The following is a 25,508-nucleotide window of genomic DNA, read 5'->3' as shown; positions in this document are numbered from 1 at the left end:
TGCCGGGGCAAGGAAAACTGCGGGGCGCGAAGAACATGGCAATTACTTTAGCTAAAGCTAATCTACTCAACATGGTCGCGGCATCGGCTGCTCTGTGGCTGCTATCGGCTTCTGTTGGCCCGGCGCTTGCCGAGGACACCGCCAAAGAGGCCCAATCCAAGGACGCCGGACCCAAACCGGCCGACGCCAATGCATGGGCGGTGAACTGCTCCAGCGACTCGGCGGCCGGCGAACTTCAGTGCCAGGTGTCGCAGAACCTCACCGAGGCCAAGACAGGCCAGCGTGTGCTGACGGTGACCGTGCGCCGCGACAGCGCCAATGGCAGCCTGGCCATGCTGCTCGCTTTGCCGCACGGCCTGTTTCTGCCGTCCGGCGTCAGCTATCAGGTCGACAGCGGCAAGAAATCACCGTCGCCATCCAGACCAGCGACCAGAACGGCGCCTATGCCGCGGTGCCGGTGGCGCCGGAACTGGCCAAGGCGATGAAGTCGGGGACGACGATGAACATCGGCATGGAATCGGTGACGCGCAAGCCGGTGACCATCCCGGTTTCCCTCAAAGGCTTCGGCGCGGCGGTGGCCAAGCTGGAATCGATCAAGTAGCGGGTATTGCCGGCAACCTGGGCGGATTGCCTGCGTCCACGGATCGGAGGCCTCCGCAATTGGCGAGCGCGCCACCCGTCACTTCGTCATCCACGGGCGGAGCAAGGAGCGTAGCGACGCGGCGCAGACCCGAGGATCCATGCCGGGACTCCAACGCGTCACCACGGTGCAGAATTCTGTTCCGCTGCACTCCATGGTCGAGGTCGCGGCATGGATCCTGGGTCTCCGCGACGCCGCTGCGCGGCTGCTCCGCCCGTGGATGACGACGTTGGGGAGGCATCCCAGAAACCGGCTTGATTGTCCGCACCCACAATGCTCCGTTGCCGCTTCGGACATCCGGAGAAACCCATGACAGGCTTTGTCGACCGCCAGCGCGCAACGCATCTGATGGAACGCGCCGGCATCGCCGCGCTGGTGCTTTCGGCGCCCGAGGCCTTCCACTATGCGACCGGCGCTTGGATCGGCCCGGCGGGGCTGTTCCGCCGCGCCGGCGGCGGCTTCGTCGTCATCCCGGCCAAACCAGACCTGCCGGTCGGTGTGGTCGCCGCTGACTTCAACGCGGCGCAGCTGCGGCTCGCCGCACCCGAAGCAATCGTGCGTTCGCACCCGATCTGGATCGAATCGGTGCCGGTAGCGACTGCCACGCATGGGCTGCCCCTGGCCGAGCGGATCGAGGCCGGCCTGGCCGCGCTCGGCCGCGCGCCGGATTTCTCGCGTCCCGCGACCTTCGACCTCGCCGGCTCGGTGCGCCAGCTGCAGCTTCTGCTGGACGACTTCGGACTGGCGCGGGCAAGACTCGGTATCGACCTGGACTTCGTTCCAGCCGCCGATTTCGCGGCCATCCAGGCGCTGCTGCCGGACTGCCCGATGGTCGACGGCTCACCGGTTCTGGACAGGCTGCGGGCTATCAAATCGGAGCGCGAGATCGACCTCTTGCAGCAAGGCATTTTTCTCTCGGAAGCCGGGCTGGAGCGCCTGCAGGTGGATGCGATGGCCGGCATGCGCCAGGCCGATCTCGTCGCGCTCTACCGCAAAGGCGTCACTGATGCGGCCGCCGGGCTGTCGCATCCGGTCGTGACGGCCGAATATGTGACGTTGGGCGCCCGCGCCAAGGGCGCCGACGCCAGGGCCGTGGCTGGCGATCCCTTGAAATGCGACATGGTCTGCACGGTCGGTTTCTACGCCTCCGACATGTCGCGCAATTTCACCTTCGGACCGCCCTCCGCCGACCAGGCGGAGCTGCACATGATCGCCGAGCGCGCCTTCGAGGACGGGCTGGCGGCACTGATCCCCGGAAACACGCTCGCTTATGTGCATCGCGTCGCCACCGAGAGCCTGGCCCGGCAAGGCCTGCCCTCCTACCGCCGCGGCCATTTCGGCCACAGTGTCGGCCAGTCGGTGTTTTCCGAACAGTGGCCGTTCATTGCCGCCGACAGCGACGTCGTCATCGAGGCCGGCATGGTGCTGGCCTTCGAAATCCCGCTCTACATAGACGGCCTCGCCAGCTTCAATCTCGAGGACCAGTTTTTGATCACGACGGATGGGCCGAGGCCGATGAACCGGCTGCCGAGGCGGCTGGACGGGATTGGGTAGCAGGGGATTCAAATCTACACCCTGAAGGTTTAGCCGAAGCCCCTCTATCTTCGTCATTCGCGGGCGGAGCAGGAGCGAAGCTTCGTCGCGGAGACCCCTGGAGCTGCTCCGCAGCCCAAGGAATCCATGTCGGGACCTTGGCCGCCGGGCGCAACGGAGAAAAATTCTGGACCGCGGCAACGCTTTGCAGCGGCGGGTTTGACAATTACCATCTCAGTTTAGGTTGGTCGCACGCAGCAAGAGGGAAAAGAATGCTCGAAATAGCACCGACGAAACAGGCCGCCGCATGGCTCGACTCCCTGGCGCAGGCGCTTGCGGCCGGCGACGCGGCGACGGCAAGCAACCTGTTCGTCGACGATTGCTACTGGCGCGATCTGCTGACCTTCACCTGGAACGTCACCACCATGGAAGGCCGCGAGGCCATCGCCGCCATGCTCAAGGCAACGCTGGCGACGACAAAGCCCACCGCATGGCAGCTCACCGGCGAAGCGACCTCGGACGAAGGCACGATCGAAGCCTGGTTCACCTTCGAGACCGCTGTGGCTTCCGGCCAGGGCATCCTGCGGCTGCGTGACGGCCGTTGCCGGACATTCTTCACAGCGATGACCGACCTCAGGGGATTCGAGGAGCGCAAGGGTTTGGCGCGGCCGCTCGGCGTGCGCCACAAGGCCGACCCCGAACGCGAGACCTGGTCGGAGGCGCGGGCGCGCGAGACGCGCGATCTCGGCGCTTCGGAGCAACCCTATTGCATGGTCATCGGCGGCGGCCAGGGCGGCATCATGCTGGGCGCACGGCTCAGGCAGCTTGGCGTGCCGACCATCGTCATCGAGAAGAACGCCAGGCCCGGCGATTCCTGGCGCAACCGCTACCGCACGCTCGTGCTGCACGACCCGGTCTGGTACGACCATCTGCCCTACATTCCATTCCCGGAAAACTGGCCTGTGTTCACGCCCAAGGACAAGATGGGCGACTGGCTGGAAATGTACACGCGCGTCATGGAGCTCAACTACTGGGTCGCCACCAAATGCCTCAGCGCTTCCTACGACGAGGCCGGGAAGGAATGGACCGTCGTGGTCGACCGTGTCGGCCGGCAGATCACGCTGAAGCCGAAACATGTTGTCTTCGCCACCGGCGCCTACGGCCCACCGCGAAAGATCGACCTGACCGGCGCGAGCGAATTCAAGGGCGAGCTGCTGCACTCCAGCCAGTATGCCAGCGGCGACAAATTCCGCGGCAAGAAAGTCGCCGTCGTCGGCGCGGCAAGCTCCGGGCATGATGTCTGCGTCGACCTCTGGGAGAGCGGCGCCGATGTCACCATGATCCAGCGCTCGCCGACCACCGTGGTCAAGTCGGACACGCTGATGGAGGTCGGCTTCGAGATCTTCTCGGAAAGCGCGCTGGCGCGCGGCATCACCACCGACAAGGCCGACATGATCGTCGCCTCGACGCCTTTCGCGCTGGTGCCCAAGGGCCAGCGCGCGCTCTACGAGGTGATCAGGGCACGCGACGCGGCTTTCTACGACCGCTTGCGCGCCTCGGGCTTCGCCATCGATTTCGGCGACGACGAGACCGGCCTGCTGATGAAGGCCTACCGCACCGGCTCGGGCTATTACATCGACGTCGGTGCTTCCGACCTGATCATCGACGGCAAGATCGGCATCCGCAGCGGCGTCGCTATCAAGTCGCTGACGGCGAAAGGTATCCTGTTCGAGGACGGCAGCGAGCTCGAGGCCGACGCCATCGTCGCCTGCACCGGCTACCAGTCGATGAACGAAAATGTCGCAGCACTTGTCTCACGCGAAGTCGCCGACAAGGTTGGCCCCTGCTGGGTCTCGGCTCCGGCGTCAAGGGCGATCCCGGCCCCTGGCAAGGCGAGCTGCGCAACATGTGGAGACCGACGGCGCAGGAAGCGCTGTGGTTCCACGGCGGCAATCTGGCGCTGTCGCGTTTTTACTCGAAATATGTGGCGCTGCAGATCAAGGCGCGGATGGAGGGTATCGCAACGCCGGTTTACGGGAAGCCGAGCAACGCTGAGCGATAGGTCTTTCCTTCTCCCCTTGTGGGAGAAGGTGGATCGGCGCGCAGCGCCGAGACGGACGAGGGGTGCGCCAAGGAGTGCCGTCGGCGCCAAGCTGGAGCACCCTCATCCGACCTCGCTTCGTGAGGCCACCTTCTCCCGCAAGGAGAAGGGAAGGCCACGCAGCGTCACTCGTGCCGATGCCCGAAATGCCGGGCGGCCACTTCGACATGCGTATGGTCGGCATGCGCCTCAAAACGCTCGGTCTCGCCGAGATCGCTCACCGCCTCGTTCGGCCACCAGGTGCCGTCGATGACAATGCCTTCCGACACCAGCCGCTGATCGGCGACCAGCGCGGCGCCGACCGCATCGACGAAGGTGAAGCGGCCCGACCGTTGGCGAAGCACGGCGACATCGCCGACGGTGCCCACCGCCAGCGTGCCGAGATCCGGCCGCGCGATCGCCTGCGCCGGCGCTTGCGTCGCCGCGCGCAGGACTTCGACCAGCGGCATGCCGAGCGCCAGCAGCTTCGACATGCAGACCAGTATGTCGAAGGCGGGACCATCGACGCAGTAGAGATGCACGTCGCTTGAGATGACGTCAGGCGCCAGCCCCTCGGCCAGCATGGCGCGCGCGACTTCGAAGTCGAACGAGCCCATGCCGTGACCGAGATCGAAGATGACGCCGCGCTCGCGCGCCAGCCGCATGTCGGGCCGCACCGCGCCGGAGGCGAAGACCGGCGCATTGGGGAATGGCCGGAAGCAATGGGTGAGGATATCGCCCCGGCGCAGGCGCGGCAGCACTTCCGAGCGGCCGGGCGGCGGCTCGTCAATATGCGCCATCAGCGGCAGGCCGGCTTTGTCTGCGGCCTCCAGCGCCAGGTCGACCGGCGCGATGCCGCTGGTGCCGCCGGCATGCTTGCCGGAGCGGACTTTCACGCCGACCACGACATCGGCGTGCTCGTGCACCGCAGCCACCACCTCGCGCGGCTCGCAGAGCCTCAGATCGCTGCACTCGCCGACCGACACCGTCTGCGAGAAACCAAAAATGCCGGCAAACGAAATGTTGACATAGGCCAGGATGCGCACCTTCGAGCGCTCCATGACATGGCGGCGGAAGCCAAGGAAATTGCCGGCGCCCGCGCTGCCCGCATCGATGAAGGTGGTGGTGCCGCTCTTGGCGGCGAGCCGGTCGGCATCGACGCCGAGCGAAGTGCCGCCCCAGTAGACGTGGCTGTGCAGGTCGACAAGCCCGGGCGCGACGATGCAACCCGTCGCGTCGACCACCTGATTGGCGCGCTCCGCCGGAATATCGGCGTCGAGCGCGGCTATACGGCCATTGGCGATGGCGACATCGCGCGGCGCGTCGATGCCGGCCGCCGGATCGATCAGCCGTCCGCCCTTCAGCAGGAGGTCGAATTGCATGGGGGAAACCTCCGCTTCGTTGCCTTGTCGTCTCAAACAGGCCGATAGGCGACGGCTTCGACTTCGATCTTGATGTCGATCATCAGCCGCGATTCGACCGTGGTGCGGGCCGGCGGATTCTTCGGAAAATGCCGGCCATACACCGCGTTGAAAGCGCCGAAATCGCGCGCGTCCTCCAGCCAGACGGTGGTCTTCACCACATCATCCAACGTGCAGCCGGCCAGCGCGAGTGCCGCCTTCACATTGGCAAGCACCTGCTCGGTCTGTTCCGTTATGCCGCCCTGGACCACGATGCCGTCGCTGCCGACCGGAACCTGGCCCGAAACATAGACGAAGTCGCCGGCCCGCACGGCGGGCGACAGCGGCACATGGGATGTTCCAAAAGTCTGTTTGGGCAAGGGATTGCCTCCTCTGATGACGCGACGGGGCGACCCAAGGCGGCGCCCGCTTCGGCGCAGATTTACCGCGATCGGGGCGGCCCCGATAGGGCCCCTGTTGGAAAGCAACATTCTTCGAAATTCGCGTTGCTTTATCACAAGAGCGCTTGCATCGTGCGCGCCTGCCGGACGGCTTTCAAGCCGCAGCGGACCGATGCCTGTGCAGGACCGGAGAGACCGAGAATGACCTTCGACAAGAACCCGTTTCCGTCTGGAGACGCCGACCGCCACGCGCTATGGGAGATGCTGGTGCGACGCGACATCGACGCCTTCATCGGCCAGGACTGGTCGATGGTCGAGAATGATTTCATCGCCGAAAGCTTCTTCGGCATGCACGCGCATTTTCTCGCCAATGCCGATGCCTGGCGGCTGCAGTTCCCAAGGCTGGAGGTCTACCGCGACGAGTGGCTGCGCCAGGCCGAGGAGACGGCGGCGACCAAATTCGCCGAACCGCTGCGCGAGGCGATTTTTCGCGTCACCAATCTGCACGACATCGATGTCGACGGCGACCGCGCCGTGCTGCACAAAAAGTTCGACGGCTCCATCGCCAAAGCCGACGGCAGCGTCGACCGGCTGAAATGGCAAACGCTGTATTTCTGCAGGAAGGTCGGCGCGAACTGGAAGATCGCCGGCTTCGTCGGCTACATGCCGTATCCGCTGGGAAGCTAGGTGCGCTTGAGCAGGGGCCGGTTGGAGGTTGCGGCAGCGGGATTCCGTCGCTCGTTCGTCGGCTTATCATAGACGTTCGCGATTAGCCGAGCCCCTCCCGACTTCGTCATCGTAGGGCGGAGCAGCTCCAGGGGTCTGCGCCGCGTCGCTGCGCTCCTTGCTTCGCCATAGGATGACGAAGCAATGGGAAGCCCTCTGCTAATCACGCCGAACGTTATCGTCCGACCAGCACCGCCGCCCGATAGGCCGGATTGCCGTACCAGGCCATCCGGTCGAGTTCCGCCGCCCTGACCGGAAGGTCGATAACGTCCATCGGCAGTTCAAGCCGGTCGGGCTCGATCCAGGGATCGTTGAGGAAATAGATGCCGCCGCCATGGCCATGGGCGAGCACCCAGTGCGGGCAGGTGTGGCCCATCATCACGGCCTGATCGATCAGCACCAGTGCCAGAAAGCCGCGATCGAGCGCATGGCCGATCTCTTCGATGGCAAAGGCGCGGGGCTCGATTAGCAATGACGCGGCTTCGGCCTCGTGCTTGAAGCCGGCCTGCACGAAGCTCATCAGCCCGCGTCTTTCCTCCGAGGCGGCGCGGTCGAGGAAGATCGGCTCGGCGCTGCTCATGAACACTTCGGCCCGCAGCCCGCGCCGATGCGCCGCCAGCGCCAGGCCATAGGGGTCGCAGCCGCCTGGGCCGCTCGGACCGATAATGGTGGTGGCCTCGCGCCAGAGTTCGACCTCCAGCGCCCGGTCCGGTCGCAAGGCCGGCTCGATCCCCGCCATCGCCATGGCCAGCGCCGATGGCCCGCAGGTAAAACCCGCCGTCTGCGGCCAGGATGGCGGGACGTGCTCCTGCCGGCTGGTCGGCTCGTTGCCGATCCAGCGCTGCAAAAAACCGTCGCGGCGCTCCCACTGGCCGCCGATGCGCAGCACCGTGTCTTCGTCCGCGCGCAGGCACAGAATGTCCTGCGCAAGCGCCTCCGTCTCCAGCGCCTCCAGCAGGCGCGGGCCGTCGGCCGCGATGAGGCTCGGAGCAGACCAGAACAGGGCGATGCGCATCATCGTGGCCGCCGGCCGGCGCTGGCCGATCACAATCGCCTCCAGGCGGCCCTCGCTGTATTGCGCCACGCCGGTGACGCCGGCGATCTCCCGCAGGACGGCCAGACAATCGCCGATCTCTGCCGGCACCGCCGCCGCAACGCCCGCCCAGACGGATGCGTCTTCGGCGGCGAAGACTGTCACACTGGCCCTGCTGGTCAGCGGCGAAGCTGGCATGGCGTCATCTCCGTTCGAAACCGGCCGGCCCTCGTCTTCTCCGCGATCTGCCGGTAGAGGCGGTCAGAGACCATCACGGCGCCCAGCGGCACAAAGCCCGATGTCAGCCGCTTGATGCAGATGATCATGTCGGCACGATGCCACACGCGGGCTCCGAGGCAAAGATCGCTGCGGTGCGCCCGAAACCGGTGACGCCCCCTGGCGCCGATTGGCCGGGTAATGGCCGATCAGTAGAGCGTGATGAAGGCCGGGAACAGCAGGCCCGTCTGCCGGAAGTATTCGACCAGCTCGATGGCCGGGAAGATGGCGAGGAAATAGAGCCCGTCATAGAAGGTGCGCTTCAGCGCCCGCGTCGAGAACTGCAGCTCGTCATTGTCGCGGTAGAGCAGTGGGTTCGGCCAGAACCGCGGCGTCGCCTTGGTATAGGCGGTGTAGGCCGGGCCGAACTTGCCCAGCAGATATTCGGCTTCCTTGCGCGCCGTGACGCGGAAGATGAGAAAGCTGGCCACGCCAAGCACCGCTGCCGCCACGAGCGAGCCGTAGAGCAAACCGATGCCGACCGCGCCGACCGTCGAGAAGAAATAGAGCGGGTTCTGGCTCATCGAGAACGGTCCCGTCGAAACCAGTTCCTCGTTCTTCTTGGCGCCGACATAGAGGATGCTCCACAGCCGACCGGCGACGCAGGCGAGCACCAGGCAGAAGCCGAGGAATTCGAGTGTTTCGTGCCCGTCCGAGCCCTCGGCGAGCGCCGGCTTGGTGAGGAGCAGCAGCAGCACCGCCAGCACCGCCGCCGCCCGCACGAAGATCAGCCGCTTGCGCTGGACGAAAGCCTCTGAAACCGGCTTGAGGGAGGCGTAGGTCATTTCGTGTCTTCCTGGGGCACGGATTGCGGTGCCGGCGCACTGGGGCACGCCATTGATGGCGGATACAAGGCGATCGCTTTCTATCAGCGCATCGCGCGGGGTTCGTAAAGGCCTTTTGCGCCAACCAGCTCCATCCTTACGAATTTGTATGCCCCGGGACAGGCTGGAGTGAAGTCGCTTCCTTATCGTTCAGATGCCGGTCCGCCAATTAGGGGTCGGCTTCAATTACGGCAGCCGGGCCACCGGCATCAGATAGGGAATGGTTTCATGAGAAGATTTGCACTTGCCGTCGCAGTGGGCACCCTCGCTGTCTCGGCCGCGATTTCCACTGCCTATGCTGCCCCCGCGCCTTGTGAGGAAAGTTTGAAGGCCCTTCGTGCCGCTGAAGCGGCAGCCAAGCTCAACGACGCCGACAAGAACAAGGTCTCGGAGTTGGAGACCAAGGGCATCGAACGCTGCAACGCGGATGACGACAAGCGCGCCGACGACTTCTTCGCCCAGGCGATGAAAGTCATGGGCAAGTAATCCATGCGATCCAAAGCACCCTCGGGCCTCACCCGAGTGTGTGCAGCGATTGAGACATGACATGCATGAAATAGGGGGCGGATCGCACGAATCCCTCGCGATGCGCCTTCATCCCGCCGCAACCATCAACCTCAGGACTTCAGCCATGCTCCCGACCAACAAGCAGCCTGCCGGACCGAGCCAGAACAGGGTTCCGGACGTCACCTTCGACTTCTGGCTGATCAAGCTGATGGCGGTCACCATGGGCGAGACGGCGGCCGACTATCTCGCCGTCAACCTCGGGCTCGGCCTGACCGTCACCTCGCTGATCATGACCGGCGTGCTGATCGTCGCCCTTATCCTGCAGTTCGTGCAGAAGCGCTACGTGCCCTGGGCCTATTGGCTGGCGGTGGTGCTGATCAGCGTCGTCGGCACGCTGATCACCGACAACCTCGTCGACACTTTCGGCGTGCGCCTGCAGACGACGACGATTGCCTTCTCGGTCGCGCTCGCGGCGACGTTCGCGGTCTGGTACGCCAGCGAACGGACACTGTCGATCCACACCATCTTCACGACGAGGCGCGAGATCTTCTACTGGCTGGCGATCCTGTTCACCTTCTCGCTCGGCACCGCCGCCGGCGATCTCGTCGCCGAGAGCTTCGACATGGGCTATCTGACGTCGGGCCTCATGTTCGGCGGTGTCATCGGGCTCATCGCGCTCGCCTATTATCTCGTCAACCTGGACGCCATCCTGGCCTTCTGGCTGGCCTATATCCTGACGCGCCCGCTTGGCGCCTCCTTCGGTGATCTTCTGTCGCAGCCGGTCGAATATGGCGGCCTCGGTTTCGGCACCACCTCCACCAGCATGATCTTCCTCGGCTGCATCATTGCGCTCGTTCTCTACATGTCGTTGAAGAAACCGCCGGCGATGCCGACGAGATCCTGCTGGAATCGGACTGAACCTGCGGCAGTCACCGAAGGGCCAGTCGGCCTTAGGACCGCCGCGGGCGCGACCATCCTAGGAACGGGCCCATGCCGGTGATAGCCTGTGGCCGATATCGGCAATGAACCGGAACAGCGATGCGACTTCTTCTTGTCGAGGACGACCACAGGACGGCGGACTATATCGTCAGGGGACTGACCGAGGCCGGTCATGTCTGCGACCTGCTGCGCAACGGCCATGACGCGCTTTTCGCAGCGACCAGTGGCGGCTATGACGTGATCGTGGCCGACCGGATGCTGCCGGGCCTCGACGGCCTGTCGATGGTCAAGGCGGTCCGTGCGGCAGGCGTGCGGACGCCGGTCATCTTTCTCACCTCCGTCGGCGGCGTCGACGACCGCGTCGAGGGACTAGAGGCCGGCGGCGACGACTATCTGGTCAAGCCCTTCGCCTTTTCGGAGCTTCTTGCCCGTATCCATGCGCTTGGCCGACGGCCGGCGGCGCTGGAGCAGAAGACCGTCCTGCGGGTGGCCGACCTCGAAATGGACCTCATCATGCGGCGCGTCACCCGCCACGGCCAGCCGATCGACCTGCAGCCGCGCGAATTCAGCCTGCTGGAGGTGCTGATGCGCGGCGAAGGTCGGGTGATCACCCGCACCATGCTCTTGGAACGTGTCTGGGACTTTCATTTTGATCCCAAGACCAGCGTCGTCGAGACCCATATCAGCCGGCTGCGGGCCAAGATCGACAAGCCGTTCGAAACCCAGCTCATCCACACCGTCCGCAACACCGGCTACAGCCTGCACGCACCGCTTTCGCCATGATCGCAACATGGACGCCCCTGCTGCGCAGCACGCCGTTCCGGCTTGCCTTGACGTTCGCCTTCCTATTCGTGCTGGCTTTCGTGCTTTCAGGTGCCATCGTCTACCGGATGATGAGCGCCGATCTTGCCGAGCGGCTCGACGAAACCATTAGGGAAACCTACTCGATCGTGACGGCGACCTATACCGAGAGCGACATCGAGGACCTGGTTTCCACGGTCGAAAGCCATTCGCAGCTCAGCCCCAAGAAGGAACAGCTCTTTTCATTGACCGACGCCGCGGGAAAGCATCTGGCCGGCAACTTCACCGCGGCCGGACTTCCCGACGGCTTCTCGATGTTCGATGCCGAAATGCCCGGTGTGCCTTCGGGCTCAGCGTATAGAGCCTTTTCCGGCTCGATCGGCGGCAACAACCTCACGATCGCCTTCAGCCTTTCCGAGACAGAAGAGCTGGAAAAGGTGGTGCTGATGAGCTTCGGCTGGGGAACGCTGATCATCACCGGGCTGGCGATCGCAGGCGGCGCCCTGCTCGCCTCCCGCGTCCAGCGCCGCCTCGACGGCATCGCCGCCACCATGGTCGATGTCTCGCATGGACGGCTGGACACTCGCATTCCGCTGACCGGCAATGGCGACGACATCGATGTCGTCTCCGGCCAGGTCAATGCCGCCCTCGACCGCCTGTCGGCGCTGGTCGACGGAATGAAACAGGTCAGCGCCAACATCGCGCACGATCTGAAGACGCCGCTCAACCGCCTGCAGATGATCCTGGAAGGCGCCGCCGACAAGGCCACGCGGGATCAGGACGTCTCCGACGATCTGGCCGATGCGCGCGCCGAGGGCTATCAGATCAACGAGACCTTCGATGCGCTGTTGCGGATCGCGCAGATCGAGGCCGGTGCGCGCAAGGCACGCTTTACCGATCTCGACCTCGACGAGATCCTGCAAATCATTGCCGAGATCTACACCGACGTTGCCGAGGACGACGGAAAGGTGCTGTCGCCCGCCCAACTGAACGAAACGGCGGACCGGATCCACGGCGACCGGGAATTGTTGACGCAGATGTTCGCCAATCTGGTCGAGAATGCGCTGCGCCATTGCCCGCCCGGCACGACGATCAAACTGTCGGTGACGCGCCGGGGCGAGCGTGTCCTTGTCGCCGTTGCCGACGACGGCCCCGGCATTCCCGCGAACGAGCGCGAACGGGTGTTTCAGCGGCTCTACCGGCTGGACCACAGCCGCTCGACGCCGGGCAACGGCCTTGGCCTCAGCCTGGTCCGGGCCATTGCCGATTTGCATGGCGCATCCATCGCCCTTGACGATTGTCAGCCCGGCCTCGCCGTGGTGGTGAGTTTTCCGCTGGTAAGATCGGTGGCGTCATAGGGCCGAGAGCTGATGCCGGAAACTCACCAAAGCGCCAATAGCTTACCAAAGCGTATGAGACCGGCTACCCGCCCGTAAGCTTGCAGCGGCATAATGAATGGACCTGACCGTCCATCGAAAGGCCGCGGAAAATGAAAAACTCTTTTCGGAAAACCACCCGCGTTTTGTCCGCTCTCGCCGTCGCGGCGTGCCTGGGCACGACAGCCGTCATGGTTCCCCTGCTTGCCAGCCTGCCGGCTTCAGCCGCCGAAAAACCCGTGCAGGCGGAGAAGAATCCGCCGGGCGACATTCCCGATTCGCAGGTCTTTATCGACTATACCTCGCCGCAAGGGTTCGCGCTGAAGGTGCCGGAAGGCTGGGCACGGTCGGACCGTGCCGACGGTGCCAGCTTCGTCGACAAGCTGGATGGCGTCGTGGTCTCGGTTTCCAAGGCGGACGCCGCGCCCACCGTCGACAGCGCCAAGGCGGACTATGTCGCCAAGCTCCAGGCATCCGGTCGCGCCGTGCAGGTGAGCGCGGTCAAGCAGGTCAAGCTGCCGGCCGGCACCGCGATCCGCATCGTCTACACCTCGAACTCCGAACCAAATGCGGTCACCAACCGGCAGGTTCGCCTCGAAAACGAGCGCTACCTCTATTTCAAGGACGGCAAGCTCGTCGCGCTAGAGCTCTATGCGCCCAAGGGCGCCGACAATGTCGACCAGTGGCAGCTGATGTCCAGCTCGTTCCGGTGGAAATGAGATGCACGCGTTGGACGCGCATGAACTCTATCGCTTCTTCCACTTGGGCGACGACGAGACGGCCGCCTTGCGGGGCGTCAGTTTCCACCTGGCAGCCGGCGAGATCGTCGCCCTGGCCGGACCCTCCGGCAGCGGCAAATCCACCTTGTTGGCCTGCGTGACCGGCCTCGATGAACCGGATGGCGGCTATGTCGAGCTGGGCGGCGTCCGGCTGACCCGGCGTCCGGAGGCGCATCGCACGCGCGTCCGCGCCGCCAGCTTCGGCATTCTGCTGCAGTCGGGAAACCTGTTTGGCCACTTGACCGTCGAGCAGAACCTTCGATTGCAGATGCTGCTGGCGAACAAGCCGGACGACCGGCGAATGGCCAGCCTGCTGGAAAGTGTCGGCCTTTCGCATCGCGCCCGCGCTTTTCCGACCGAGCTGTCCGGCGGCGAGACGGCGCGTGCCGGCCTTGCCGTGGCGCTCGCCGCCGACCCGCCGATCCTGATTGCCGACGAGCCGACCGCGGAAGTCGATAGCGAGACCGAAGCCCGGCTGATCGCTCATTTCGAGGCGAGGCGCGACGCCGGGCTGGCAACGCTGCTGGCCACCCACAGCAAGGCACTGGCGCAGAGGGCCGATCGCATCATCAGGCTGAAGGATGGGAGGATCGCCCGTGGCTGAAACGCTCGTCGTCGCAAAGGGCCTCGGGCGAGACTTCCGGGACGGCAACGCCGGTCGGATCAGCGTGCTGCGCGATGTCGACTGCGAGATCGCGTCGGGTGCACGCATCGCTCTCGTCGGACCTTCGGGCAGCGGCAAGACGACACTGCTGCATATTCTTGGCGGCCTCGACCGGCCGACGGCCGGTAGCGTCGAATGGCCCGGACTCGGAGCATTCGAAACTCTGAGGCCGCGCCAGATCGGCTTCGTATTCCAGTCGCCCAGCCTGTTTCCCGCCCTTACCGCTGTCCAGAATGTCGGCCTGCCCATGCTGCTGGCCGGCGAGAATGGCGGCGCCAACGATATCGCGGCATCGCTTCTGCAATCTTTCGGTCTTGGCGAACTCGGCGACAAGCTGCCGGAGGAACTGTCCGGCGGCCAGGCCCAGCGTATTGCCATGGCGCGCGCCCTGGCCATGGGACCGAAACTGGTGCTTGCCGATGAGCCGACCGGGCAGCTGGACAGCCGAACCGCGCTGCGCTTCTTCGACGCCGTGTTCGACCACCTGGAAGGCACCGACATCGCCCTGGTCGTTGCCACACATGACGAAGCCGTGGCCAACCGGATGGCGGCGCGCTGGACGATGGATCGCGGCCGGCTTGTCACCGGCCGCCGGCCAGGGGCCGCCGCGGCATGATGGTCCTGCTGTGGATTCGTGGTGTGCTTGCCCGCCGTTTCCTGCGCGTCGCCGGTGCCGCCGCCGGCATCGCGCTGACGGTCGCCCTGCTCGCGGCAATGGCGCTCTTCCTCGCCAATGCCGGGGCATCGATGACCGCCCGCGCCGTGTCGGCGGTTCCAATCGACTGGCAGGTGCAGGTGATTTCCGGTGCCGATCCAGACCTCATCGGCAAGGCGCTGAGCGAATCTGCCCCCGTTAAGGCCGTGCATCAGGTCCGCTATGCCGATGTCGCCGGTTTCGAGGCTCGAACCGGCGGCACGACCCAGACCACGGGACCTGGCCAAGCGGTCGCTTTCGACAGCCGGTATTCCAGCGATTTCCCGGCGGAAATCCGCTCGCTTTCCGGCACCCTCGACGGCGCGCTGATTGCCCAGCAGACGGCCGCCAACCTCCATGTCGGTCCCGGCGACACGGTCTCGATCCAGCGGATCGGCCTGCCGCCGGCCGAGGTCAGGATTGCCGGCGTGGTCGACCTCCCGGACGCCGACGCTTTGTTCCAGGCTGTTGGCCTGCCACCCCAGGCCGCACCGCAGGCGCCGCCCGACAATGTCCTCATCCTGCCGCTGGAGACCTGGCGGCAAGTGTTCGATCCGCAGCAGAAGGCGCGCCCCGACACCGCCCGGCTGCAATTGCATGTGCGGCTTGCCCGTGAGGCGCTGCCGCCGGATCCCGTCACGGCCTATACTTTTGTCACCACCGCCCAGCACAATCTCGAGGCGCGGGTCGCCGGTCAGGCCCTGGTGGCCGACAATCTCGGCGCGCGCCTTGGGGCGGTTCGCGAGGATGCGCTCTATGCCTCCGTCCTGTTCCTGTTTCTCGGGCTGCCCGGCGTCGCCCTGGCGGTTGCGCTTACCTTTGCCGTCACCGCGTCCGGTGCTGCACGCCGGCGCACGGAGCAGGCGCTGCTTCGCGTCCGCGGCGCGACGATCAAGGACATCCTGTTTCTCTCCGCCACCGAAGCCGCCGTCGCCGCCATCGGCGGCACCGCGATCGGCATGGCCGCGGCATCGCTGCTTGCCATCATCGCTCCAGGCCTCAACGCGACGCTTGGCATTGACGGACCAACGCTGCTTCTTGTCGCCGTGTTCGGGCTGCTGGTCGGGTTCATCGCCTTTCTCTACCCGGCCTGGCGCGACGCGCGCTGGGCGACCGTGGCAGCGGCGCGGCGGACCGTGAGCCGGCCGAGCGCGCCGCTCTGGCGGCGCCTGTGGCTGGACGTCCTGCTGCTCGCGGCGTCGGGATTGTTCTTCTGGCAATCGGCGAGCACCGGCTACCAGATCGTGCTTGCGCCCGAAGGCGTCGCGGCGACATCGGTGGACTACAAGGCATTCATCGCGCCGGCTCTGTTCTGGCTCGGCATGGCATTGCTGACGATCAGGCTGTCGGCCGCGGTCATCGCCGGCAATGGCGCGCTCCTGCGCATGATCATTGCCCCGGCATCGGGACCGCTGGCGCCCGTTGTATCGGCCGCCCTCTCACGGCAAGCGGGGCGGCTGACGATCGGCATTGCGATGACCGCGCTGGCCATCTCCTTCGCCACGTCGACCGCCATCTTCAACAGCACCTACAATGCCCAGGCGCGCATCGACGCCGAACTGACCAACGGCTCCGATGTCACCGTCTTCGGCACGACGGACAAACCGGCCGGAGCGCACTTGGCGGCTCTGGCGTCGCTGCCCGACGCTGTGGCGGCCGAGCCCATGCAACACCGCTTTGCCTATGTCGGCGCGGACCTGCAGGACCTCTACGGCATCGATCCCGGCCGCATCGGGCGGGCCACTGGTCTTTCCGATGCCTATTTCAGTGGCGCCGGCGCGGCCGGCACGCTCGCCCTGCTCGCCGCGACGCCGGACGGTGTCCTGGTATCGGAAGAGACCGTGCAGGATTTCCAGCTCCAGCAAGGCGATACGATCAATTTGCGGCTCATCGATGCCAGGGATCACCAGTATCATCCCGTGGCCTTCAAGTTCATCGGCGTCGCCCGCGAATTTCCGACCGCGCCAAAGGATTCCTTCCTTGTCGCCAATTCGGCCTATGTCGCCCGGATGACCGGCTCCGATGCCTCCGAATACGTGCTCATGCGAGCCAAAGCGGATCCTGCCGCGCTGGCGCGGCAGGTTTCGTCGGTGCTCACGTCCGATCCGTCGCTGAGAGTGGCCGATATCGGCCAGGCGGCACATCTCATCGGCTCGAGCCTGACCGCGGTCGATCTCGGCGGATTGACGACAATCGAACTGGGCTTCGCGGTCGTCATGGCCGCGGCCGCTGCCGGGCTGATGCTGGCGCTGGGGTTCCTCGAGCGCCGCCGGCCTTTCGCCATTCTCGCCGCGATCGGCGCCAAACCGCGCCAGCTCGCGGCCTTCCTGTGGAGCGAAGGTCTGCTGATCCTTGTCGGCGGAATGACGTTCGGCCTGCTTTCGGGCCTGCTGACGGCATGGATGCTGGTCAAGCTGCTGACCGGCGTTTTCGATCCGCCACCCGAAGCGCTGTCGATCCCCTGGCTTTATCTGGCGGTCATGCTCGGTCTCGTCGCCGCCTCGGTGGCTGCCGCCGTTTGGTCCGCCAGGCCGTCGGCGGAACACGCAGCGGAACAGTTGCGCGACTTGTGAGGCCGGATGTCGATTTACCTATTTGTAAACTCGCGGCCAGCCCATCGACAACTCCACGGCCTAGGCTCGTTTTGTCTCTCGCGAGAGCAATTCCGGGAAAAGCGCGTAGCGCTTTCCCTGAGGAGTTGCGTCAAGACGAAGAGACAGATCCGGCGACCAAACGGCCCGGATACCGGAGCCGCTCCAGGCCAATAGCCAGCGGCTCCACAACCAAGTCAAACGGGAAAAAGACCATGAAGAAGTCAGCTATCGCAGCCGCATTGATACTCGCCGTCGTATCCTCGACCGGTGCTTTCGCCAAGGCGGCCACCGGCACCATTGCCAGCATCGACAAGAAGGGCGACTCGATCACGCTTTCCGACGGCAAGACCTTCGTCCTGCCGGAAGGCATCGAGGCCGAGACGCTGAAGGTTGGCGAGAAGGTGGTGGTGACCTATTCGACACGGGGCGGCAAGCTGGCGGCATCGAGCATCCAGCCGGCTAAATAGACGCCACGTGGAGCAATTCCACCGGCAGCGATCTCGACCGCTGTCGGTGGGTGTCTCAAAGTACTCCGGTGATCAGACGATCGAACCGGGTGTTGGCGCCCTGCCGGGTTTTGCAATCGGTAAGGGCTTGTCGCTCAGCGGTCGATGCGCGTCGACAGGATGATCGATGACGAGGTCCGTTCGACCCCATCCATGGCGCCGATCTGGTCGAGCAGGGCGTCGAGGTCACGGATCGACGGCGCGTCGACGATGACAATCATGTCGAAATTGCCGCTGACGGAGTGCAGCGTCCGCACCGGCGGCAGCGCCTGCAGCGCCCGCACCACCTTGTCGGCCAGCTTGGGTGTGACGGTCAAAAGCACATGCGCCTTGACCAGGCCTTGCTCATAGTCAGCGGAGAGCTTGACGCCGTAGCCTGATATGATGCCGCGCTGCTCCAGCCGCTCGATCCGGCTCTGCAACGTCGTGCGCGATACGCCGAGCTGCCGTGCCAGTTCGGCCGTCGAAGCGCGGGCGTTGGAACGCAGCAAGGAAAGCAGCGCCTGTTCGGCCTCACTGAGCATTTCGACGAATCCCTTCGGCGGATCGACTGGAAATAGGGTACACTCTGCCAGATTTCACGCTTCTTTTCGACAGGCAAGATGCGATGATTCCGCCAATTCACGAGCACTTCCAGCACGTGTGAAGCAGTTTCCGTCTGGGATTGCGCAAAGCAAATCGAATTTGGCAGGGGTATTTGACCATGAACAACATCGTTATCGTCGGCGCCGGCAAGATCGGCTCGACCATCGCCGGGATGCTCGCCGCAACCGGCGACTACCGCGTCACCCTCGTCGACCGCTCGGCGGCGCAGCTCGCCGCGGCCGAAGTGCCCGCCGGCGTCGAGACGCTCGAACTCGACATTGCCGCTCCCGGCACCCTTGAGGCAGCCTTGGCCGGCAAGTTCGCCGTGCTCAGCGCCGCCCCCTTCCACCTCACCACGCGCATCGCTGAAGCAGCGGCCAGCGCCGGCGTCCACTATCTCGACCTGACCGAGGATGTCGTCTCGACCCGGCGCGTCAAGGAGCTGGCGCGTTCGGGCAAGAGCGCCTTCATCCCGCAATGCGGGCTGGCGCCTGGCTTCATCTCGATCGTCGCCAACGATCTCGCCAGCCGCTTCGATACGCTGGAAAGCGTGCGCATGCGCGTCGGCGCGCTGCCGCAATACCCGTCCAATGCGCTGAACTACAACCTGACCTGGAGCACCGACGGCGTCATCAACGAATATTGCGAACCGTGCGAGGCGATCGTCGAGGGCGAGCTGATCGAAGTGCCGCCGCTGGAGGAGCGCGAGGAATTCTCGCTCGACGGCGTCACCTATGAGGCGTTCAACACCTCGGGTGGGCTGGGCACTTTGGCCGAGACGCTGAAGGGCAAGGTGCGCACGCTGAACTACCGCACCATCCGCTATCCCGGCCACGCCGCCATCATGAAGGCGCTGCTCAACGATCTTGGCCTGCGCCATCGCCGCGATGTGCTGAAGGACATCTTTGAAAGCGCCCTGCCGGCGACGCTGCAGGACGTGGTCATCGTCTTCGTCACCGTCTCCGGCCGCCGCAACGGCCGCCTGCTGCAGGAAACCTACGCCAACAAGATCTATTCGCAGCGCATCGGCAACCAGGTCCGCAGCGCCATCCAGATCACCACGGCGTCCGGCATCTGCGCCGTGCTCGACATGCTGGCCGACGGCAGCCTGCCGGCGACCGGTTTCGTCAAGCAGGAAGACATCGCGCTGGACGCGTTTCTGGCGAACCGCTTTGGGCGGGCTTATGCGCAGCACGAGATGGTGAGCCGGCTCGCGAGCTGAGCTTTTAATCTCCCCCCTTGAGGGGGGGATGTCGCCGAAGGCGACAGAGGGGGTCGCCGCGCGTAGAGCGCCAGCTTTCTTCCGTCGCAAGAAGGTCGCGTCCAGTCGAACCGACCCCCTCTGGCCTGCCGGCCATCTCCCCCTCGAGGGGGGAGATTACACCCTCTAAATATGCAGTGCGTGCCCCAGCGCCTTCAGCGCCGCTTCCTGGAAGCCCTCGCCCTGCGTCGGATGCGCATGGATGGTGCCGGCGATATCCTCCAGCCGCGCGCCCATTTCCAGCGCCAGCCCGAACGCCGTCGACAATTCCGACACGCCCTGCCCGACCGCCTGGATGCCGAGCACCAGATGGTTGTCCGCCCGCGCCACGACGCGGACGAAACCATCTTCGCCGAGCTTCGTCATCGCCCGCCCATTGGCGGCGAACGGGAACAGCCCGATCTTGATCTCACCCTGAGCCTTGGCCTCTTCCGGCGACAGCCCCGCCGTCACCAGTTCCGGATCGGTGAAGCAGACGGCGGGGATTGAACGCTTGTCCCAGCTGCGCTTGTGGCCGGCGACGATCTCGGCGACCATTTCGCCTTGTGCCATGGCGCGATGCGCCAGCATCGGCTCGCCGGTGACGTCGCCGATAGCAAAAATGCCGCGCATCGAGGTGCGGCACTGGTCGTCGATGCGGATGAATTTGCCGGCCATATCGAGGTCGATCTGGTCGAGGCCCCAGCCTTCCGTCACCGGCTTGCGTCCGACCGTCACCAGGATCTTGTCGGCGGAAACCTTGGTGTTCTTGCCGTCCGCTGTCTCGACCAGCAAGGCGTCGCCCTTGGTCGACAATCCCTTTGCCTTGGCCCCTGTCATCACCTCGATACCGAGCGCGGCGAGCCGCTTGACGACAGGCCGGGTCAATTCCGCATCATACTGCGCCAGCACACGCGGCAAGGCCTCGACCACAGTCACCTCAGCGCCCATTTTGGCAAAGGCCATGCCGAGCTCCAGCCCGATATAACCACCTCCGACCACCGCAAGTTTCTTGGGGACCGCACTCAAAGCCAGCGCGTCCGTTGACGATATCACAGGCCCTCCAAAGGGCAGGAACGACAATTCGACCGGCGCCGAGCCGGTAGCGATGACGATCGTCTCGGCCCGGATCACCTGGCTTCCCGTCTCGGTTTCGACCTCGACGGTCTTGCCGTCACGGAACGTCGCCCAGCCATGCACGGTCTTCACGCCGGCCTTCTTCAGCAGCCCGGCGACGCCGCTGTTGAGCCGGCCGACAATCCCGTCCTTCCAGGCGACGGTTTTGGTAAGATCGAGCACCGGTGCCGAGACCGAAATGCCGAGCGGGCTCTTGCCGCCGACCATGTGCGCGACCTTCTCGAACTCCTCCGCCGCATGGATCAGCGCCTTGGATGGAATGCAGCCTACATTGAGGCAGGTGCCGCCGGGCTTGCCGGCTTCGACGATCACCGTATCGACGCCGAGCTGGCCGGCGCGGATGGCGCAGACGTAACCGCCCGGACCGGCGCCGATGACGAGCAGCTTGCAGGAGATTTCTTTCATGTTGCGACCCTTCGATCCGAGGGAATGTTCCGCCGCGATCCTTCACGCCCCCCTCTGTCCTGCCGGACATCTCCCCCACGAGGGGGGAGATTGGCAGCCTCGTCGCTTCGCTCGTTCCTGCAACGATGGAGATTGGCGAAGCCCGGCGTGACATCCAATCTCCCCCCTTGTGGGGGAGATGCCTGGCAAGGCAGAGGGGGGCGCTGTCCCGCCGTCATCTCGGTCATTCCGCCCCCTCAATCCACAAAAATCAGCGCCGGCGTTTCCAGCAGCGCCTTGATCCGCTGGATGAACACCGCCGCGTCCCAGCCATCGATCACCCGATGATCGAAGCTCGACGACAGGTTCATCATCTTGCGCGGGATGAACTGTGTGCCGTCCCACACCGGCCGCACCATCATCTTGTTGACGCCGATGATCGCCACTTCCGGATGGTTGATGACCGGCGTCGTCGCGATGCCGCCCATGGCGCCGAGCGAAGTGATGGTGATGGTCGAGCCGGAGAGCTCGTCACGTGTCGCCGTGCCGGACTTGGCGGCCTCGGCCAGCCTGTTGACCTCGGCGCCGCAATCCCAGATGTCGCGCGCCTCGGCATGCTTGACGACAGGCACCACCAGCCCTGACGGCGTCTGCGCGGCGATGCCGATATGAATGCCGCCATGCTGGTGGATGATGCCGGCCTCGTCGTCGAACAGCGAATTGAGCTGGGGCTGGTCGGCGATCGCCTTCACCATCGCCCGCATCAGGAACGGCAGCAGCGTCAGCTTCGGCCTGTCGGCCCGCTTCTCCTTGTTGAGCGCGGCGCGCAAGTCTTCGAGCGCGGTGACGTCGATCTCCTCGACATAGGTGATGTGGGGGATGCGCGACTTGGACAGCGTCATCTTCTCGGCGATCTTGCGCCGCAAGCCCACCACCTTGATGTCCTCGACCGCATCGTTGCGGGCAAGACCCGAAGCCTTGGCCACCTGCGGCCCGCGCGCCAGGAACGCCTCGATGTCCTCATGGCCGATGCGCCCGGCCGGGCCGCTTCCCGCGACTTGCCTCAGATCAATGCCGGCCTCCTTCGCCCGCAGCCGCACGGCCGGCGACGCCAGCGGTTTTTCACCTTCCGGACGCGGCGCGCCGGAGACGGATGTCTGTCCGGTGCTTTTCGAAACGGCAGGCGCAGGTTTCGCCTCCGGAGCGGCGGCCTTTGGCTTGGTCTTCGCGGCCGGCGCGGCGCTCTCGGGCTTTGGCGTCGGAAGCTTCACCGGAGGCTCTGATGCCACCGCTTCCACCGCGCCACCCTGCGGTTTGACATTGCCCTCACCCGCCACCTTCAGCCGCACGATCGGCGAGCCGATGGCCACCGTGTCGCCGATCTCGGCGCCCAGCCACAGGATCTCGCCATCGACAGGCGAAGGGATCTCGACCGTCGCCTTGTCGGTCATCACGGCGGCAAGCACGGTGTCCTCCCGCACGATGTCGCCGACCTTGACGTGCCATTCGACAAGTTCGGCCTCGGCGACGCCTTCGCCGACATCGGGCAGCTTGATGATGTGCTCGCCCATGTCAGGCCTCCATGGTTTCAATCAGCGCGCGGCCGACGCGGGCGGGACCGGGGAAATAGTCCCATTCCTGCGCGTGCGGATAGGGCGTGTCCCAGCCGGCGACCCGCGCCACTGGCGCTTCCAGATGATAAAAACAGTTTTCCTGCACCAGCGCCGACAGCTCGGCGCCGAAGCCCGAGGTCAGCGTTGCCTCATGCACGACGACGCAGCGCCCGGTCTTCTTCACCGAGGCGACGATAGCGTCGAGATCGAGCGGCAGCAGCGTCCTCAGATCGATGATCTCGGCATCGATGCCGGTCTCCTCGGCCGCCGCCTGCGCGACATAGACCATGGTGCCATAGGCGAGCACGGTGATCGCCGAGCCGGCCCGGCGGATCGCCGCCTTGCCGAGCGGCACGGTGTAGTGACCATCCGCGACTTCGCCGAGCTCATGCTTCGACCAGGGCGTCACTGGCCGGTCGTGATGGCCGTCGAACGGACCGTTGTAGAGCCGTTTCGGCTCGAGAAAAATGACCGGATCGGGATCCTCGATCGCCGCGATCAAGAGCCCCTTGGCATCATGCGGATTGGACGGCACCACCGTCTTCAAGCCGGAGACGTGGGTGAACAAAGCTTCCGGGCTCTGGCTGTGCGTCTGGCCGCCAAAAATGCCGCCGCCGGTCGGCATGCGCACCACGATCGGGCAGGTGAAATCGCCGTTCGAGCGGTAGCGCAGGCGCGCTGCTTCCTGGGTCAGCTGGTCATAGGCCGGATACATATAGTCGGCAAATTGAATTTCCACGCAGGGTTTCAGCCCGTAGGCAGCCATGCCGATGGCCGAGCCGACAATGCCGGATTCGTTGATCGGCGCGTCGAAGCAGCGGCTCTTGCCGTATTTGGCCTGCAGGCCCTGCGTGCAACGGAAAACGCCGCCGAAGAAGCCGACATCCTCGCCGAAGACGACGACTTTCTCGTCGCGCCCCATCGACACATCCATGGCATCACGAATGGCCTCGATCATGGTCCGTCTCGGCATGGCTCAGACTCCCGCCTGCTGACGCTGGCGCCTGAGATGCGGCGGCATCTCGGCATAGAGGCCTTCGAACATGTCGCGCGTCGACGGTTTGCCGCCGGCATGCAGTGTGCCGTGGCTCTCCGCCTCCTTTTGCGCCGCGATCACCGTGTCGAGGATTTCGGCCTCGGCCTGGGCGTGCCGCTCGTTTGACCACATGCCGAGCCCGATCAGATGGTTCTTCAGCCGCACGATCGGATCGCCGAGCGGCCAGGCGTCGGATTCGGTCTTCGGCCGGTAGGCCGACGGATCGTCCGAGCTGGAATGGGCGCCGGCGCGGTAGGTGACATACTCGACCAGCGTCGGCCCGAGATTCTTCCGCGCCCGTTCGGCCGCCCATTTGGCCACCGCGTGCACGGCCAGATAATCATTGCCGTCGACGCGCAGCGACGGAATGCCGAAGCCGAGACCCCGCGCCGCGAACGTGCCGGAGCCGCCGCGTGCGATGCCCTGGAAAGTCGAGATCGCCCACTGATTGTTGACGACATTGAGCACGACCGGCGCCTTGTAGGTGGAAGCGAACACAAGCGCCGAGTGGAAATCGGATTCCGCCGTCGAGCCGTCGCCGATCCAGGCCGCCGCGATCTTGGAATCGTTCGAGATGGCCGACGCCATCGCCCAGCCGACCGCCTGGATGTACTGCGTCGCCAGATTGCCGGAGATCGAGAAGAAGCCGTGCTCCTTCGACGAATACATGATCGGCAGCTGCCGGCCCTTCAGCGGGTCGGCCTCGTTGGAATAGATCTGGTTCATCATGGTGACCATCGGATAGCCGTCGGCGATGAGCAGGCCGGCCTGCCGATAGGTCGGGAAATTCATGTCGCCCTGGGCGAGCGCCTTGCGGAAGGCGCAGCTCACCGCCTCTTCGCCCAGATGCTGCATGTAGAAGGATGTCTTGCCCTGGCGCTGCGCCATCTGCATGCGGGCGTCGAAGGTCCTGAGCGTCATCATGTGGCGCAGGCCTTCCAGCAGCTCTTCGTTGGAGAGCAGCCCGGCCCACGGCCCGACCGCCTCGCCATCGCGGTTCAGCACACGGATGATCGAGAAGGCCATGTCGCGGATGGTGCGCGGATCGACATCGATGTCGGGGCGCGGCACCGAGCCGGCAGCGGCGATGGTCACATTGGAAAAGTCAGGCGTGCCGCCCGGCCGCACTTCCGGCTCCGGAACGTGGAAACGCAACATCCCAGCATCGGCCATGACCTTTGTCCTCCAATGTTGCCTGGTTAGGGATATTTGCACATCCACGCCGCCAGACCAGTGCGAATTCGTCGGGCAAGGCCTCACGCATCGGACCGGCCGCGCCGGCCGATCCAGCCTCCCCTGCACAAGATGTAGATATGTCCGCGAAATTTCTTGTCGATGTTTCGTGAGGCCGCGCAATTTGGCGCAAGATTGAGCAGGGGTTTCCGCCAGATAAGGCGATTGGGCGGCGAACTCGCGCCTTTCCTCTCCCCCGTCGACCGGGGGAGAGGTGTCGAGCGAAGCTCGACGGAGTGGGGGGGTCGACCCGGCTCGGCCGTTGTTACTCCAAGTCGGTGCGATCGTCGCCCTGATCGAGGCCCGATGGTGAGTTGTCAGCGGCGGCGTATTTGAGGACCGCCTTCCCCCACTCCGTCGCTGCTTCGCAGCGCCACCTCTCCCCCCTCCGGAGGGAGAGGAAGGGCGCCAAGGTCGGCGAGCTCGCGCCTTGCCAGCCGATAGATGGGTAACAGTTTGAACCGGATACATAGGTAACAGCTCTCCCCTCTGTGTTCGCCACCGCGC

The 25,508-nt window shown here is 65.1% G+C and carries 22 protein-coding genes and 2 pseudogenes; 14 read left to right on the top strand and 10 right to left on the bottom strand.

What is annotated here, in order from left to right; translation table 11 throughout:
• The first annotated feature begins 35 nt into the window (after positions 1-35).
• The 3 genes and pseudogenes from AC0V8S_RS05020 to AC0V8S_RS05010 all read left to right on the top strand — a co-directional run bounded on the left by AC0V8S_RS05020 (position 36) and on the right by AC0V8S_RS05010 (position 4,235).
• A pseudogene (locus AC0V8S_RS05020) lies at positions 36-601 on the top strand (invasion associated locus B family protein).
• A gap of 348 nt (positions 602-949) precedes the next feature.
• On the top strand, positions 950-2,194 hold the full coding sequence (locus AC0V8S_RS05015; protein WP_475437024.1) for a M24 family metallopeptidase: 1,245 nt from the start codon (positions 950-952) through the stop codon (positions 2,192-2,194).
• 251 nt (positions 2,195-2,445) lie between these two features.
• Positions 2,446-4,235, top strand: a pseudogene (locus tag AC0V8S_RS05010) (flavin-containing monooxygenase).
• A gap of 164 nt (positions 4,236-4,399) precedes the next feature.
• Here AC0V8S_RS05010 and AC0V8S_RS05005 read toward each other — a convergent pair.
• Both AC0V8S_RS05005 and AC0V8S_RS05000 read right to left on the bottom strand, forming a co-directional pair.
• Complete coding sequence (locus AC0V8S_RS05005) at positions 4,400-5,635, bottom strand: amidohydrolase/deacetylase family metallohydrolase (protein ID WP_475437023.1); 1,236 nt, start codon at positions 5,633-5,635, stop codon at positions 4,400-4,402.
• Positions 5,636-5,667: 32 nt separating this feature from the next.
• Complete coding sequence (locus AC0V8S_RS05000; protein WP_095202613.1) at positions 5,668-6,033, bottom strand: RidA family protein; 366 nt, start codon at positions 6,031-6,033, stop codon at positions 5,668-5,670.
• A 222-nt stretch (positions 6,034-6,255) separates the two neighbouring features.
• On the opposite strand from AC0V8S_RS05000, the gene AC0V8S_RS04995 reads away from it, so the two are divergent.
• On the top strand, positions 6,256-6,741 hold the full coding sequence (locus tag AC0V8S_RS04995; protein ID WP_475437022.1) for a hypothetical protein: 486 nt from the start codon (positions 6,256-6,258) through the stop codon (positions 6,739-6,741).
• Between the two features lie 214 nt (positions 6,742-6,955).
• Here the strand turns inward: AC0V8S_RS04995 and AC0V8S_RS04990 are convergent, their stop codons facing one another.
• The 3 genes from AC0V8S_RS04990 to AC0V8S_RS04980 all read right to left on the bottom strand — a co-directional run bounded on the left by AC0V8S_RS04990 (position 6,956) and on the right by AC0V8S_RS04980 (position 8,874).
• Positions 6,956-8,011, bottom strand: a complete 1,056-nt coding sequence (locus AC0V8S_RS04990) for a peptidase C39 family protein (RefSeq protein ID WP_475437021.1) — start codon at positions 8,009-8,011, stop codon at positions 6,956-6,958.
• Complete coding sequence (locus tag AC0V8S_RS04985) at positions 7,993-8,157, bottom strand: hypothetical protein (protein ID WP_475437020.1); 165 nt, start codon at positions 8,155-8,157, stop codon at positions 7,993-7,995. Before AC0V8S_RS04985 ends, AC0V8S_RS04990 begins: the two co-directional genes overlap by 19 nt.
• Before the next feature lie 81 nt (positions 8,158-8,238).
• On the bottom strand, positions 8,239-8,874 hold the full coding sequence (locus tag AC0V8S_RS04980; protein ID WP_475437019.1) for a methyltransferase family protein: 636 nt from the start codon (positions 8,872-8,874) through the stop codon (positions 8,239-8,241).
• 267 nt (positions 8,875-9,141) lie between these two features.
• On the opposite strand from AC0V8S_RS04980, the gene AC0V8S_RS04975 reads away from it, so the two are divergent.
• The 9 genes from AC0V8S_RS04975 (at position 9,142) to AC0V8S_RS04935 (ending at position 17,734) form a co-directional block, all read left to right on the top strand.
• Positions 9,142-9,399: a hypothetical protein gene (locus AC0V8S_RS04975; RefSeq protein ID WP_095202610.1), complete on the top strand. Its 258-nt coding sequence runs from the start codon at positions 9,142-9,144 to the stop codon at positions 9,397-9,399.
• Positions 9,400-9,544: 145 nt separating this feature from the next.
• On the top strand, positions 9,545-10,420 hold the full coding sequence (locus AC0V8S_RS04970; protein ID WP_475437018.1) for a COG4705 family protein: 876 nt from the start codon (positions 9,545-9,547) through the stop codon (positions 10,418-10,420).
• A 38-nt stretch (positions 10,421-10,458) separates the two neighbouring features.
• Positions 10,459-11,142 (top strand): winged helix-turn-helix domain-containing protein, encoded by a 684-nt coding sequence (locus AC0V8S_RS04965; RefSeq protein WP_475437017.1) that lies wholly within the window; start codon positions 10,459-10,461, stop codon positions 11,140-11,142.
• Positions 11,139-12,518 carry a sensor histidine kinase gene (locus tag AC0V8S_RS04960; protein ID WP_475437016.1) on the top strand — a complete coding sequence of 460 codons (1,380 nt, stop codon included), beginning with the start codon at positions 11,139-11,141 and terminating at the stop codon, positions 12,516-12,518. The genes AC0V8S_RS04965 and AC0V8S_RS04960 overlap by 4 nt, the downstream gene beginning before the upstream one ends.
• Before the next feature lie 131 nt (positions 12,519-12,649).
• Positions 12,650-13,255 carry a hypothetical protein gene (locus tag AC0V8S_RS04955; protein WP_475437015.1) on the top strand — a complete coding sequence of 202 codons (606 nt, stop codon included), beginning with the start codon at positions 12,650-12,652 and terminating at the stop codon, positions 13,253-13,255.
• Position 13,256: 1 nt separating this feature from the next.
• Complete coding sequence (locus tag AC0V8S_RS04950) at positions 13,257-13,919, top strand: ABC transporter ATP-binding protein (RefSeq protein WP_475437014.1); 663 nt, start codon at positions 13,257-13,259, stop codon at positions 13,917-13,919.
• Positions 13,912-14,595 carry an ABC transporter ATP-binding protein gene (locus AC0V8S_RS04945; RefSeq protein WP_475437013.1) on the top strand — a complete coding sequence of 228 codons (684 nt, stop codon included), beginning with the start codon at positions 13,912-13,914 and terminating at the stop codon, positions 14,593-14,595. The genes AC0V8S_RS04950 and AC0V8S_RS04945 overlap by 8 nt, the downstream gene beginning before the upstream one ends.
• Positions 14,592-17,246: an FtsX-like permease family protein gene (locus AC0V8S_RS04940; protein WP_475437012.1), complete on the top strand. Its 2,655-nt coding sequence runs from the start codon at positions 14,592-14,594 to the stop codon at positions 17,244-17,246. Before AC0V8S_RS04945 ends, AC0V8S_RS04940 begins: the two co-directional genes overlap by 4 nt.
• 233 nt (positions 17,247-17,479) lie before the next feature.
• Complete coding sequence (locus AC0V8S_RS04935) at positions 17,480-17,734, top strand: DUF1344 domain-containing protein (RefSeq protein ID WP_475437011.1); 255 nt, start codon at positions 17,480-17,482, stop codon at positions 17,732-17,734.
• Between the two features lie 134 nt (positions 17,735-17,868).
• Here the strand turns inward: AC0V8S_RS04935 and AC0V8S_RS04930 are convergent, their stop codons facing one another.
• Positions 17,869-18,297, bottom strand: a complete 429-nt coding sequence (locus tag AC0V8S_RS04930; RefSeq protein WP_475437010.1) for an Lrp/AsnC family transcriptional regulator — start codon at positions 18,295-18,297, stop codon at positions 17,869-17,871.
• A 179-nt stretch (positions 18,298-18,476) separates the two neighbouring features.
• On the opposite strand from AC0V8S_RS04930, the gene AC0V8S_RS04925 reads away from it, so the two are divergent.
• Positions 18,477-19,580 carry a saccharopine dehydrogenase family protein gene (locus AC0V8S_RS04925; RefSeq protein WP_475437009.1) on the top strand — a complete coding sequence of 368 codons (1,104 nt, stop codon included), beginning with the start codon at positions 18,477-18,479 and terminating at the stop codon, positions 19,578-19,580.
• Positions 19,581-19,745: 165 nt separating this feature from the next.
• Here AC0V8S_RS04925 and lpdA read toward each other — a convergent pair whose 3' ends face one another.
• The 4 genes from lpdA to AC0V8S_RS04905 form a co-directional block, all read right to left on the bottom strand.
• Positions 19,746-21,140: a dihydrolipoyl dehydrogenase gene (lpdA, locus tag AC0V8S_RS04920; RefSeq protein ID WP_475437008.1), complete on the bottom strand. Its 1,395-nt coding sequence runs from the start codon at positions 21,138-21,140 to the stop codon at positions 19,746-19,748.
• Positions 21,141-21,376: 236 nt separating this feature from the next.
• Positions 21,377-22,690, bottom strand: coding sequence for a dihydrolipoamide acetyltransferase family protein (locus AC0V8S_RS04915; RefSeq protein ID WP_475437007.1), 1,314 nt, complete (start codon positions 22,688-22,690; stop codon positions 21,377-21,379).
• 1 nt (position 22,691) lies between these two features.
• A complete protein-coding gene (locus AC0V8S_RS04910) occupies positions 22,692-23,705 on the bottom strand; it encodes an alpha-ketoacid dehydrogenase subunit beta (protein WP_183464422.1) in 1,014 nt (337 codons plus the stop codon).
• Positions 23,706-23,708: 3 nt separating this feature from the next.
• Positions 23,709-24,941 carry a thiamine pyrophosphate-dependent enzyme gene (locus tag AC0V8S_RS04905; protein ID WP_475437006.1) on the bottom strand — a complete coding sequence of 411 codons (1,233 nt, stop codon included), beginning with the start codon at positions 24,939-24,941 and terminating at the stop codon, positions 23,709-23,711.
• Between the last annotated feature and the right edge of the window lie 567 nt (positions 24,942-25,508).

This window comes from Mesorhizobium oxytropidicola, from assembly GCF_056174625.1.
Note: the sequence above shows the minus strand (reverse complement) of the source record. Positions and strands in the feature narration are given on the sequence as shown.